This window comes from Gimesia sp. (assembly GCF_048260065.1).
In the GTDB taxonomy this organism is placed as follows: domain Bacteria; phylum Planctomycetota; class Planctomycetia; order Planctomycetales; family Planctomycetaceae; genus Gimesia.
In genome coordinates this window covers 255160-269447 of the sequence record NZ_JBLXHC010000001.1, presented here as the reverse complement: position 1 = coordinate 269447, position 14288 = coordinate 255160, and the positions used below count along the sequence as shown (strand labels likewise).

Sequence of the window (14288 nt, the reverse complement as noted above, 5' to 3'; positions counted from 1 at the left end):
AGGGATCGACTTATCCGAGCAGGCTTTTGAACTCATCTTCGTGTTTCAACAGCTCCTGTAATTTGACCATCGAACGGCTGATCATCACGCGGACGGCAACATCCGATTTATCGAGCTGATCTGCAATCTCTTTTGCAGACAGGCCTTCCACATATTTCAGACGAATCGCCTCTCGATTCTCTTCGGGCAGACTCTCCAGCGCCATCAACAGCTTCATCTCCTTAGCCCCACGGGAAAATGCCTGGCTGGGACTGGTGATACTGGCCACCAGCAGATCCATAAAACCCTGCCCTGCCCCTTCCGCGGAGACCGGTTGTCTGACTTCGCGTCCGGCAGCCCGTTTCTGAACCTGAAAATACTTCCGATGGTTATCAATGATTCGGCGTTCTGCGAGGTTGCATAACCAGTTGAACGGCGGCTTCTGTTCGAAATCCATACTCTGAAGAGTCTCTACTGCATTTAAAGAGACTTCCTGGAGGATGTCCGAGGCATCCACTTTGGACTTCAGCGCATCACTCATATTTTTATTGATAAATGCCAGCAGAGGAGCACGATGCAATTCCAGAAAAGTCAGCAAGGCCGGCTCACTCCCCTGTTTGATCTCTTCAATCAGAATCTTGATATCAGTCGTCATAAGTCACTCAATTCCCTGCTAAATCAAGTCAGTCGATTCTGTGGCGTGTTCTGCTTTCCTACCCGTTCCTGATCGGTTATCATGCCTGTTCGAGTCGCATTTCTGACATCGTTATACCATCAATACACCCGGCCATCCACTGAAACTTTCAGGATAAACAAATCGTCCATCAGTCGTGTATAGGCAGGTGATCGATGTCAGGCGAACCCGCCAATGAGTATGTAGACCATTTCAGCCAAAGTGCCAATCCAGATCTGATAAGACACAATGTCGGATCTTCATCCAGAAATTTGGGAGCTCAATGTTGTCTGCTTCAGAGCCAAACCAGGACGCTTCAGAAAGTCAAATCGAGATAGATGCACTTACCGAAGTGATGGAGCGGTTTGTCAGTGAGTGGGAATCCCGCGAGTCTCCCCCCAATTTGAAGGACTACATACCAACTGCAGATTCCAACAACCGCTTCCTGCTGATTGAGTTAATAAAAATTGATCTGGAATATCGCTGGCAACAATTTAATTTTCCCCGACGTATTCTCGAATATCTCGATGAATTCCCCATACTGGAAAAGCCGGAAGTTCCGGTTGATCTACTGTATGAAGAATATCACCTGAAGCGTCAAAATGGTTTCGAAGTTGACCCGGAAGAATACATCGGCCTGATCCCCACATCAAATGCTCAAATCAGACAACTCTTCGACCTGGACCATGCTTACAGCACGACAAGAATACTCGACCACTCCCGGCAGCAGGCATGTTCACAGTTTAAGCCGGGGGATACGGTAGATGACTTCGAACTGTTAACACTCCTGGGGAAAGGTGCATTTGCCAAAGTATTTCAGGCACGACAAAATTCTATGCAACGCATAGTGGCATTGAAAATATCGGAAGACTCCAGCGATGAACCACAAACGCTTGCTCAACTGGATCATGACAACATCGTGCGCGTGTTCGATCAGCGATTGTTGACAGATCAGAAAATCAGATTACTCTACATGCAGTACCTGCCTGGAGGTACGTTACAGCCGGTTGTCGAAATTGTTCGCAAAACGGCCCCCGATGAACGCTCCGGAAGAATTCTGATAAACGCGCTCGATCAGTCTCTGGATCTCAGAGGCGAATCAAGGGCTGCGGAATCGATTACTTTTCAGAAGTTTCAATCTTTAAACTGGTCAGAAACAATCTGCTGGCTGGGAATCCGACTCGCTCAGGCATTGAACTATGCCCATCAAAAAGGAGTGTTGCACCGGGATATTAAACCCGCCAATGTTCTGCTGACTGCAGAAGGTATCCCGAAACTGGCAGACTTCAATATCAGCTTCAGTTCCCAGGTCACGGGTACAACTCCGGCCGCTTATTTTGGAGGCAGCCTGGCGTATATGTCGCCTGAGCAACTCGAAGCCTACGATCCCACTAATCCCAGGCAAGCGGAAAGCCTCGACGAACGAAGTGACCTGTACTCACTGGGGCTCATGCTGGCGGAACTCTTAACGGGAATTCGTCCCTTTCAAAATCCAGAACTCCAGTCGGGCTGGTCCGATCTGCTGAAACAGATGATCCAACAGCGTAAAACGGGAATCACCCTGGCCGCCAGTCTGCAACATTTACCTTCTGACTGTCCGGAACACCTGGTCTCCGTCCTGCAGAAGTGCCTGGATCCCGATCCTGCCCGCCGCTGGAGATCAGGCGCTGAACTTGCCAGTCAACTCGAACTCTGCCTGAATCCGCGGGCACAGCAGATCCTGTTTCCTTCATCGAAAAACTGGTTTTCAAAACTCAAAGGCTGGGAAGTAACACTCGTCATCCTGATCGTGGCCATTCCCAATATTCTGGCAGGTCTGTTTAATTTCTTTCACAATCAGAAACACATTATTGAAAACTTAAAAAATTCACAGGACGCCTTCTGGAAGATTCAATCTGCGATCAACCTGATCGCTTATCCAACAGGACTCGGTCTGGCCGGCTGGTTAACATGGATGCTTTTGCGGTTTGCTGCTAATAGTGAAACAGGGGCAAAGCCAGACCTGCAAAAAAGTGTGGTCATGCAAAAACGCTGTCTCCGTCTGGGGCACTATGCTGCGCTGATCTGTACGGCGGAGTGGATCATTGCCGGAATCGCATATCCGGTCAGCATGCATTATGCGATTGGTTCACTGCCAGCTACCGCATATATTCATTTCCTGAGCTCTCTGCTCCTGTGTGGCCTGATCGCTGCCAGTTATCCTTTCTTTGGTGTCACTTATTTCAGTCTGCATACTATCTACCCGCGATTGATCCAGAATTCGGATTTCACACAACTGGCACCCGACTCCTATCAGCAACTCAAACGCTTGAGCTGGGTCTATCTGATCATGGCCTTCCTGGTACCAACTCTGAGTATCGCTTCGCTGGCGATGATCAACCTGAATGACAAAATTGCCATCGGCATTCTCACGGTTGCCGGGACTCTGGGAGCAGTCAGCATCTTCCGTATTTTTCAGACCCTGCAGGCTGATCTGGATGCACTTGAAGAACTCTCGCGGCGAGTCCACACTTCTCCCCGATAATTCCCCCTCGACACATCATCCTCATAACTCCTTTCATTTCAGCCACTAACAATGACTGGTGACGTGCAGTTTCTTCGTTTCCAATATTTTATTCAAAATCTCTGTAACAGATTTTAACCGTTCCCGCTTGGTGTAGTGTGAGACACACAACACAACACTAAACCAAAACAATAAGGGACGAATTGATGAAAACTTCAGCCACTCTGTTCACATGTTTTACAGTATCTATGATTTTGGCTTCCGGAAATGCATCAGCTGGAAACAATCGCTTTTCAGGTAAATCAAGTAAAGGCTCGTCCAGCCACTCTTTTAAACAACACGGAAACCGAAACAGTCATTTCCGAGGAAACCAGTTCAGCAATCGTTCTAATTACTCACAGTTCAAAAATAAATCATCGAATCAGCATCACTTTCAAAACAAGAAACCTGCTTCAAATCAAAATCACTTCAAAACGTCCTTCAACTCAAAGACAAACAATGATCAGTTCAAATCTGCCCCCAAACAGAATCGTTCATTCAACGTCAATCAAGTAGATCATAAAAAACAGAATTTCACACAGCACAAAGTAATCCAGCATCCTTACAATACCAAACAGAACCCGGTCAAATACAACAAGTTTCAAGGCCGTCATCACAACGGACACAACAACGTACATCATGGACATCACCACTGGAATCGCCCCTGGATTCATATCAATACTCGTCCCTGGTGCCCCCCTGTCTGTCGCCCCTGGTATCCCGTTGCGTGTGCCGACCCGATTTTGACTCCCTGTGTAATCACAGCATGTGCCCCCATCTACTATAATGAAGCTGGTGAAACAGTAGCTGTCACTACCACAGAAACTGTCACTGAAGAAGTCGCCGAATCCGAAACCACCACAGAACCGGTTGAACAGGAACGACTGGAACTGGTATCCGGGAAACTGTTTCAGCTCTCAGCTGAAGGACTGGGAGATGACCAGGGTATGGTTGTTCTGGAAATCAATGAAATGGGACTGCCAGCGAAAATTGAAAAATGGGAAGACAACATACTGGCTTTCCAGACTCCTCAGATCGGACTGGCCAAAGCAACAGAAGCCAAAATGCATGTCATGAACAGTAAAGGCCAGTTACTGGCAACGCTGGACATCAACCTGTTACCTGCAACTGAAGATGTAACGAATCCGGTCGCTTCCAACTGAGCGATTTTCACTCTGAAATTAAATAAAAAACGTCTTTGAACTGTTCAAAAACGCTTTTTTCACATTGAAACCATTGTCATCTTATTTAGATTTCAAACTGGAAAAGATCCCGCCACCATGATACAGCGCCTTGTCGGCCAGTATTTCTTCCAGTCGCAGCAGCTGATTATATTTTGCCAGCCGTTCACTGCGCCCGACCGAGCCAACCTTAAGCTGCCCGGCCCCGGTGGCAACCACCAGATCGGCAATGGTTGTATCTTCCGTTTCACCACTTCTGGCAGAAACCACAGGCCAGTAACCATGATCGATAGCCAGCTTTAAAGTTTCCAGAGTTTCGGTCAGCGTTCCAATCTGATTCAGCTTAATCAGAACACTGTTGGCAGTCTGGCTGTCGATTCCCTGTTGCAGACGTTTGGGATTAGTCACAAACAGATCATCACCAATTAACTGAACGCGGTGCCCGAGGCGTTCTGTCAGTTTCTTCCAGCCAGACCAGTCATCTTCGGCCAACCCGTCTTCGATACTGATAATGGGATAAGTGTCGACCCAGCGTTCCAGCATATCGATTACATCATCGGATGAGAGAGCTTCGTCTCCCGTTGCATTCAGATGGTAAGTGCCGGTCTCTGCGTCATAGAAGTGTGTACTGGCCACATCCAGTCCAATCGCCACATCTTCACCGGGGGTCAGTCCTGCAGTTTCAATAGCGGCAACGACATATTTGACGGCTTCACTATTGCAGCTTAATTTCGGACCATAACCGCCTTCGTCGCCGATGAGGGTTCCTTCATGGCCGGTTTTATTGAGAATCTGCCCCAGACGACGGTAAATCGTCACGATCCATTCAAAAGCCTGACGATACGAAGTGGCACCGACAGGCAGAATCAGAAAGTCCTGAAAATCCAGATTACGACCAGCGTGCAATCCCCCGGATATCATATTGACCATCGGCAGAGGCAGAGACATGGTTCGGGACAGTAGACTCGTGCGTTGTGTCTGCTCAGTTTCTTCAGCAAACCCGGAACTGATATAATCTGACCAGATTTCAGCAAAACGCTCAACCGGAGTCTGCCCCTGTGATTCCGCAGCAGCATAAGCGGTCGCCAGTGATGTCCCCAGAATCGCATTCGCTCCCAGACGGGACTTATTCTCGGTTCCATCGAGTTCGCAGAGTATTGCGTCGATACCACTCTGGTTCGAAGCATCCTGTCCAATCAATGCAGCAGCGATTTCCCGCCTGACATTTTCAACTGCCTGTGTGACCCCTAAACCATCGAATCGGTTTTCATCCTGATCACGTAACTCAACGGCTTCAAATTTTCCGGTACTGGCTCCACTGGGAACAATCGCACGACCGCAACGGGAACCGGCACAACAGACCTCAACTTCCACTGTCGGATTACCGCGGCTGTCATAAATTTCGCGTGCGTGGACGTACTCAATTTGTGTCATTTCAGATCACACTCCCAACCGTGATTATCAGATTCATTATTCATTAACAGGAATATCCTGATTCAATCTCTCAGGATATCAGAACCAAACATAATCTTCACCCATAGTCCCTTCAGGAATTCTGCATCTCACTTAATCTTAATGTTGCCTGATGTATCGTAGAAGGTGGATCGAGAATCAGTGAGAGTGCAAACGAATGGACCTGATCCTGCAGATCTGCTTCGCTGAGATAATCAACCGTACTCTTGCCATCAACGCGGGCCAGCATACAGGCTGCCAGATGACGGATCGTACGACGTTCCAGTTCCTGCTGTGACATCTTTACTGTTTCTTTTTCGAAGGCGTCAGACAGAGAAGATATTTCAGTCAGATACTGATCCCAGAAGCATTCCACCAGTTGCAGACAATGAGCGCCCTGTTCACGAAAGAAAACGGCTTTCAACATCAGATGACTCAGAAAGAACCCCAGATCGAATGCCGGATCGCCGTAGTGGGCTGTCTCAAAATCGACGAGGTGAATCTGATCTCCCGCAATCAGAATATTTTTAGGACTGAAATCAGCCAGAACCAGACAGATACGATTCTCCTCCATTTCACCAATCAGATCATTTATCCAGTCTTTAATTTCCGGATGGGCTCTCACAATAAATCGATAAAAGGGGTCAATGCGAAGCTGATCAAAGATCTTCCAGTCACCCCAGCGTTCCTCAAACAACGGATTGAGAAAACTCAGCCTGTGAATGGCCCCCAGATACTTCCCCAATCTGGCAGCGATGGAGAGATCAAATTTTCCATCCAGTAATTCTGCTTTCCAGACTTTGTGATCTTTATCGATTGCTTCCATCGCGAACAGATAATTATCGCGATCCTCAAACAGAACGCGGGGAACAACTCCCGCCGGCAGCAGATTCTGCAATTCCTGCATCACTTCCAATTCGCGCCAGATCCGTTCCAGCTGACTGAACCACTCAGCCTGAGTTCGCAGTTGCTTTCTTGATTGCTTGATGACATAATCATCGCCAGCCTCGCGACCTATACGAATGACTATATTCGAAACTCCCCAGGCAAGCGCTTCAGCAGATGCGTCTTCCTCGGGGGGTAATTGCTGTGTTTCCTTCAGGTAAACAATGGCATTTTCTGCCGTGATCTCCCGGATCATGATGATTTCCCATAAGTTATTGGCGCAATAGCTTTTCAGAAGCAGGAGTCAAGATCCACCAGCTGTATCGAACAGACATCAGGGAACTCTCTGCTTCCAGCCTCACATTGAAAATTATGACGCTGCCTTTCAGGTTATGCCACTGTATTAACCGTTGTCATCGGTATAATCTGATGGGACACAGCCTTTACCTGACCGGTCCTACATTAATAGCCGGTAATCTGAGTTGTGAAAATGTTGTATTCAGGACAACTTTTTATTGCCAGACCCGTTTTGTATGCTGTAAGATGATAATATTGGGATAGTTGTAGTAAATAGCTATTTCAGCTTGATGAGTGATTACTAATCTCACACCACGTCAAAGTGGTATCCTTCCAGTGAACCACAGGATTATTTTCTATGTTGTCCACAAAATCAGCTTCTCGTTTCTTCATGTTTTTTTCTGCGACCTGTCTGGCACTCATTCTGAGTACGTCACTGGAAGCAGGGAATAAACCAATTCCACCTCAGAAATATGATCCTGCAGCAGAAAAAGCTGACGATATTTATGAAGCAATGGAAGCTGGTCTGGTCGACGTCAAAATTATCGCCAAAAACTCAAAAGGCGGCAAAGTTCTGATCACCAACAATAATGAGAAACCACTTAATGTGAAACTGCCGGAAACCTTCCTCGCAGTTCAGGTCCTGAAACAGGGTGCTCTGGGTGGTGGACTTGGCGGTGGCGGACTCGGCGGTGGTCTGGGTGGTGGCGGCCAGGGTGGTCAGGCTCAGACAACCGGTGGCGGTGCCGGCGGTGGCCTGGGTGGCGGACTTGGTGGTATGGGAGCAGGTGGCGCTGGTGGTGCCGGTGGTGGATTCTTCTCTATCCCTCCAGAAAAAACAGTTGCGATCAATTACACATCTGTTTGCCTTGAACATGGTAAAGTTGAACCAGCACCTCGTATGGAATACCGCATGGTCAAAACCGAAGAGATGGTGACAGATCCCACACTGCAGGAACTGCTCCGCTTCGTTGCAACGGGCCGAGTGAATCAACAGGCAGGACAGGCAGCAGCCTGGCATCTGGCAGACAAAATGAGCTGGCAGGAACTGGCTTCAAAATCAGTTCAGCACCTGGGTGGTGCTCGACCAACTCCTTACTTCAAACCGGCAGAACTGCAGTTTGCTTCTCAGCTGGTAGGTATGGCTGCAGAACGTGCTCGTAACAGAGACGAAAGCACTGAGACCGCCTCAACAACCAAAGCACGAACCGAATCTGGTCGCAGTTTTGAAAAATAATTCATGATGAAACGGATCCAGTCCGAAATGACTGCTCAATCAAGGCTCGCAATTGCGAGCCTTTTTTTTGTGGCACGCTTTCATCAATTCAGCTTCTCAGGAATTTTAAATAAATGTCTGTTGATTCGTTCTGATATAACCGGAGTTGAAATCCATGATGCTGAACCTGAGAACTATAACCTGCTCGACGCTTATGCTGACTCTCACTCTGCTGAGTCACATTTCATTACTCCACGCAGATGAGGCTACCCCGTTACGCATCATCTGCTTTGGTGCTCACCCTGATGATGCGGAATATAAAAATGGTGGAACGGCTGCACTCTGGGCGCAACAGGGGCATAAAGTGAAACTGGTCTCAGTGACGAATGGAGACATTGGTCATTTCGAAATGGCGGGGGGTACTTTAGCACAACGCAGGGCCGCTGAAGTCAAAGCTGCAGCAAAAATTCTGGGAGTCGAATCGGAAGTGTTGGATATCCATGATGGAGAACTACTCCCGACTCTGGAGAACCGTAAGAAAATCGTGAAACTCATTCGCGAATGGAAAGCAGACCTTGTCATTTCGCATCGTCCCTGGGATTATCATCCAGACCATCGGTACGTCGGAGTACTGGTTCAGGATGCCGCATTTATGGTAACCGTCCCTTATTTCTGTCCGGATATCCCGCGACTTGAGAAAAACCCGGTCTTTATGTACTCAAGCGACGGCTTTCAGAAACCCTACCCCTTTCGTCCGGATGTGGTTGTTGCCGTTGATAATGTATTCGAAAAGAAACTGAAAGCAGTTGCACAACTGGTATCGCAGTCTCTGGAAGGAGGCGCTGGCGGCAGTCCGGAGCGTGCCGCTAAAGTTCCACCTGCTGATCCACCAGAACTGCGCGTCGAATTTCTTCGTCCTGCCTGGTCTCGTCGTCAGTCCTCAGAAGCGAACAAATACCGTACGGAACTGATCAACCTCTACGGAGAAGAAGTCGGTAAGCAGATCAAATTTGCGGAATCGTTCGAGCTCTGCGAATATGGATCAAGACCAAACAAAAAGACGCTGCTGAAACTGTTTCCCATCCAGGCTTCAATCCCGGTGACTGATCAGTAGAAAACAGCTGGTTCAACCATTTTGCAAGCAACTGGTTACGTAGTTTCCCTCTCACACTGATTCCTGCTCAGTTCAGGAGGGAAACTGCGTTCTGCTGATTACGAAGTGGACACAAACCATTATTTGACATCCGTCTCTATAAGTTAGTATTATATAGAAATAGCGATCAGTCCGGGGACCTACCTGTTCTCCCAAGCTGCAATGGAGCAGCTTTGGCCTACCAGAGACGCACCCAGATCGTTGAATTGCCTGATAAAAATGAGGGCAAGTAAATGAACCGACTCATCTATGCTTCTATTCTCTGGCTATTGAGCCTGAGTCCTCTGTTCCTGAGCCCTGCATTTCTCTCTGCAGCAGAAACCGTTGCAGAGAAAGACAAGATCGATTTCCTGAAACAGATCAAACCACTGTTTCAAGCCAAATGCTATTCCTGCCACGGTCGGGAAGTTCAGGAAGGCGGCTTTCGTCTGGATGTGAAAGGTCGCGCATTGGAAGGGGGAGACAGTGGCAAGGCCATCATCCCCGGTGACAGTCATAAAAGCGAACTCTTTCATCGCATCTCCGGCACCGGAGAGGGCGACCAGATGCCCCCCGAAGGGGAAGGAACACCTCTGAATCAAGAGGAACTGACTTTAGTCAAACGCTGGATCGAACAGGGAGTCAACTGGCCTGATTTACCAGAATCCAAAACAGGTCTGGCTGACTCGGATCACTGGTCCTTTCAAACTATTAAAGAAACTCCCTTACCAGAAGTGCAGCAGACAGACTGGGTCAAAAATGGGATTGACCGATTTATCCTGCAAAAACTGGAGCAGGAAAAAGTCAGTCCCTCTGAAGAAGCCGACCGCAGCACACTCATCAGGCGTGTCTACCTGGATCTGACCGGCCTCCCCCCCTCTGTTGAAGACTGGCAGAAATGGAGCTCCGATACCAGCCCTGACTGGTATGAAAAGCTGGTCGACCACCTCCTGGCTTCTCCGCACTATGGCGAACGCTGGGCTCGACACTGGCTCGATCTGGCACGCTACGCTGATAGCGACGGTTATGAAAAAGACCGTAAAAGGCCTCATGCCTGGCGCTGGCGAACCTGGGTCATCAATGCATTGAACCAGGACCTCCCCTTCGATCAGTTTTCAGAGCAGCAGATCGCTGGTGACCTCCTGCCAGAGCCTTCTCTGTCCGAACTGGTCGCTACAGGATTCCATCGCAACACGCTGATCAACACGGAAGGTGGAACAGACCCGGAAGAAGACCGTGTCAAACGGACTGTCGACCGCACGAATACTCTGGGATCAATCTGGCTCGGAATCACTGTCGAATGCGCCCAATGTCATACTCATAAATATGACCCTATCACGCAGCGCGAATATTATCGCCTGTATTCTTTTTTTAATTCACTCACAGAACCCGATATCGGCGCTCCCCTGCCCGCCGAGCAGACAAATTACGAGAAAGCATATCAGGTCTATCAGAAAGCGCATCAGCCCCTGGTACAGGCATTACAGGATTATGAAGAGAACGAGTTGACAGCGGCACTCAAACACTGGGAGAACCAGAATCCGGAGAAAAAACCTGTCTGGACCGTCCTGAAACCGGAAACCGTACAAGCCAAACAGAAAACGACATTGAAAATCCTGCCTGATCGCAGTGTCCTGGCTGAGGGTGAAAACCCGGGCCGCGCAGAAATTTACACGATCACATTTAAAACAGATCTACAGAACATCAAAGGAATTCGACTCGAAGCACTCACAGACCCCAGCCTGCCTAAACAGGGACCGGGACGAAGTGCCACCGGTGATTTTGAATTGACGATGCTTACCATCAAAACGGCTCCGCTGGAATCACCTGATTCAATCAGTGAAGTCACGTTACAGAATGCGCAAGCCAGCTTTGAAATGGAAGGTTATAAAGTAGATCGTGTCATCAACAACAGTCCGCATACGGGCTGGTCTATTGCTCCACAGGAGGGAAAAAACCAGACTGCCACATTCGAAACCAAAAAACCATTCGGTTTCGAAAAAGGGACGCTGGTCACCATTTCCCTGCAGCAATCCACGACGCGTAAAACCTATCATAACCTGGGACGCTTCCGCATTTCACTGTCGACTTCAGACGCTCCCTTGCCTCTCACCGGGATGACGGATCTGATTGTGGAGACCCTGAATACTCCACCTGAACAGCGAACGGTTGAACAACGTCAGGAACTGCTGGAGTATTATCGCACCATCGATCCTCAGTTAAAGAAACTGAAAGCACAGGAACTGGCACATCGTAAAAAAGCACCTCGAGACCCGGCAGAAACGACAAAAGCACAAGTTGTCGATCACCTCAAGTCCCCCCGTAAGACATACCTGCTGGTACGAGGCGACTTTCTGAATCCTGCAGATGAAGTCAAAGCAAATACACCGGCTGTTCTGCCCCCCATCGGAACGAGCAGCCCCAATCGTCTTGACCTGGCACGCTGGCTGTTCGATCCCCGTCAACCATTAACTGCCCGGGTGACTGTCAATCGCATCTGGAGTCGTTATTTTGGTCGGGGCATCGTATTTACGGTCAATGATTTTGGCACACAGGGAGAGCCCCCCTCTCACCCGGAATTGCTCGACTGGCTGGCTACTCAATTTCGCAAGAATGACTGGAGCCTGAAACAACTCCACAAACTGATTGTTACTTCTGCCACGTATCGCCAGTCTTCTACGAATCGACCGGAACTCGCAGAACGTGACCCTTATAACACCTGGTTGTCTCACCAGAACCGCCTGCGAGTCGAAGCAGAAATCATTCGCGATCAGGCTTTGGAAGTCAGCGGATTGATGAAACACAAAGTAGGTGGCCCCAGCGTGAATCCTCCCCAACCCGAAGGGATCGCTAATCTGGGCTATGCGAACTCGGTGAAATGGACAGCCAGCAAAGGCGATGATCGTTACCGCCGTGGACTCTACACATTCTTTCAACGAACCGTCCCCTATCCCATGTTGATGACTTTCGACTCCCCCGATTCTAACCTGAGCTGTACCCGCAGAGAGCGATCCAACACCCCATTACAGGCATTAACGATCTGGAATGACCCGGTCTTTTTTGAATGTTCACAAAAACTGGGAGCACGCATTGTCGAATCGACACAGAAAAAGAATCCCTCTCTGGAGAATCGTATCAACCATGCCTTTGAACTCTGCCTGTCACGACAGCCAGAGGAGCAGGAAATTCAAATTATCCGCCAACTCTATCAGGAACAGACAAAGCTCCTGCAGGCAGATCAGGCGGCGGTCAGTGAGTTGACTAACCAGCTCTCGATCCCTGAAGGAAGTACTCCCCGGGAAGTGGCCGCCTGGATTATGATTGGACGCGTCTTAATGAATCTCGATGAGTTTGTCACCCGCGGATAATCAGAATTGCTTAACTTCTCCTGTAACCTGAGTGCCATCATCCATAACGGAACTAATGAATCATGAACGCTGAACCATTCAATTTGAATCTGGCACGACGTCGTTTCCTGATGAACTCGTCTTGCAGTGTCGCCAGTTTTGCGCTGGCATCTATGCTGGAGAAAGAGGGGTTAATTGCCTCAGAAAACAGTCTTACAAATCCATTGGCCCCCAAGGACGCGCATTTCCCCGGTACTGCCAAGAACTGCATTTTCATATTTCTGGCAGGAGGCCCCAGCCAGATTGACCTGTATGACCCCAAACCGAAGTTACAGGAATTAAACGGGCAGCCTCTCCCCAAAGAACTGACCGAAAAAGTTCGATTCGCTTTTATCAATAAAGAGACCGCCACACTGAGCGGCAGCCCCAGGAAGTTCACCAAATCCGGTGAATGCGGCACTGAGTTTTCAGATGTGCTTCCACATATCGCAACCTGTGCAGATGACATCGCCTTAATCCGCTCGATGTATACCGAACAGTTTAACCACCACCCTGCCCAGTTAATGATGAATACGGGTGTCGGACGTTTCGGAAGGCCCAGTGTTGGCTCCTGGCTGACATATGGACTGGGAAGTCAATCCAATAACCTGCCAGGTTATGTAGTACTGACAGCTGGCCGTGGTGCCAGTGGGGGAGCCTCGCTCTGGTCGAGTGGTTCATTACCTTCGACTTATGCTGGGGTATTATTCCGGAACCAGGGTGAGCCGGTTTTAAATCTGAACAATCCTCCCGGAATCAGTTCTGCCATGCAGCGATCCGGCTTAGAAGCCATTAAAAAACTGAATAATGAACAACTGACCGAAACAGGCGATGATGAAATCGCCAGCCGGATTGCCAGTTACGAACTCGCTTTTCAGATGCAGTCCTCCGCTCCGGAACTGATTGAATTGTCCAGTGAAACAAAAGAGACTCAGGAAGCTTATGGCGTCAATCGTAAGGGAGACTCTAAAACCGGTAAGCGAGGCGGGGGATCCGATGCGGAAGGTGCATTTGCACGAAACTGCCTGCTGGCTCGTCGTCTGGTAGAACGGGGAGTTCGTTTTGTGAATCTCTACCATGCTTCCTGGGACCACCACAGTGGTCTGGATGCCGGGATCAAACGTAACGCAGGCATTGTAGACCAGCCTGTCGCTGCTCTGTTGAAAGACCTCAAGCAGCGAGGACTTCTCGATTCAACCCTGGTCGTAATGGCCGGCGAGTTTGGACGGACCCCTCTGGGAGAAAACCGAACGGGTTCGAAAGCTGTTACTGGCCGTGACCATCATCCAGGTGCCTTCAGTCTATGGATGGCAGGAGGAGGAGTCAAAGGGGGCCAGGTGATCGGCAAAACGACAGAGTTGGGCTGGTCAGTGGAAGAAGATCCCGTCCACATCAACGATTTTCATGCCACCCTGTTACATCTGTTTGGTCTCAATCATCTGAAACTGGCACAGAATTTTGGTGGCCTGGATATCCGCCTGACGAATGTCGGTGGAAAAGTGGTCGAAAAACTGATTGCCTGAGTGCAGCCAACTGAACGAGTAA

The 14288-nt window shown here is 49.1% G+C and carries 9 protein-coding genes; 6 read left to right on the top strand and 3 right to left on the bottom strand.

What is annotated here, in order from left to right:
• Positions 1-10 precede the first annotated feature (10 nt).
• Positions 11-634 (bottom strand): RNA polymerase sigma factor, encoded by a 624-nt coding sequence (locus ACN0YN_RS01015; RefSeq protein WP_417383111.1) that lies wholly within the window; start codon positions 632-634, stop codon positions 11-13.
• A 301-nt stretch (positions 635-935) separates the two neighbouring features.
• On the opposite strand from ACN0YN_RS01015, the gene ACN0YN_RS01010 reads away from it, so the two are divergent.
• Positions 936-3176 carry a serine/threonine-protein kinase gene (locus ACN0YN_RS01010; RefSeq protein WP_417383110.1) on the top strand — a complete coding sequence of 747 codons (2241 nt, stop codon included), beginning with the start codon at positions 936-938 and terminating at the stop codon, positions 3174-3176.
• A 185-nt stretch (positions 3177-3361) separates the two neighbouring features.
• Positions 3362-4357 (top strand): hypothetical protein, encoded by a 996-nt coding sequence (locus ACN0YN_RS01005; protein WP_417383109.1) that lies wholly within the window; start codon positions 3362-3364, stop codon positions 4355-4357.
• A gap of 81 nt (positions 4358-4438) precedes the next feature.
• Here the strand turns inward: ACN0YN_RS01005 and eno are convergent, their stop codons facing one another.
• Together eno and ACN0YN_RS00995 are read right to left on the bottom strand one after the other, a co-directional pair.
• A complete protein-coding gene (gene eno, locus ACN0YN_RS01000; RefSeq protein WP_417383108.1) occupies positions 4439-5809 on the bottom strand; it encodes a phosphopyruvate hydratase in 1371 nt (456 codons plus the stop codon).
• Positions 5810-5921: 112 nt separating this feature from the next.
• The gene (locus ACN0YN_RS00995; protein ID WP_417383107.1) at positions 5922-6968 is read right to left on the bottom strand and encodes a phosphotransferase family protein; all 1047 of its coding nucleotides are present in this window, start codon (positions 6966-6968) and stop codon (positions 5922-5924) included.
• 399 nt (positions 6969-7367) lie between these two features.
• On the opposite strand from ACN0YN_RS00995, the gene ACN0YN_RS00990 reads away from it, so the two are divergent.
• From ACN0YN_RS00990 to ACN0YN_RS00975, 4 genes are all read left to right on the top strand, one after another.
• The gene (locus tag ACN0YN_RS00990; protein WP_417383106.1) at positions 7368-8246 is read left to right on the top strand and encodes a hypothetical protein; all 879 of its coding nucleotides are present in this window, start codon (positions 7368-7370) and stop codon (positions 8244-8246) included.
• Between the two features lie 154 nt (positions 8247-8400).
• Entirely contained in the window at positions 8401-9339 is a 939-nt protein-coding gene (locus ACN0YN_RS00985) for a PIG-L deacetylase family protein (RefSeq protein ID WP_417383105.1), read from the top strand.
• Between the two features lie 272 nt (positions 9340-9611).
• Positions 9612-12725 (top strand): PSD1 and planctomycete cytochrome C domain-containing protein, encoded by a 3114-nt coding sequence (locus tag ACN0YN_RS00980; protein WP_417383104.1) that lies wholly within the window; start codon positions 9612-9614, stop codon positions 12723-12725.
• Between the two features lie 62 nt (positions 12726-12787).
• A complete protein-coding gene (locus ACN0YN_RS00975; protein WP_417383103.1) occupies positions 12788-14266 on the top strand; it encodes a DUF1501 domain-containing protein in 1479 nt (492 codons plus the stop codon).
• Positions 14267-14288: the final 22 nt, after the last annotated feature.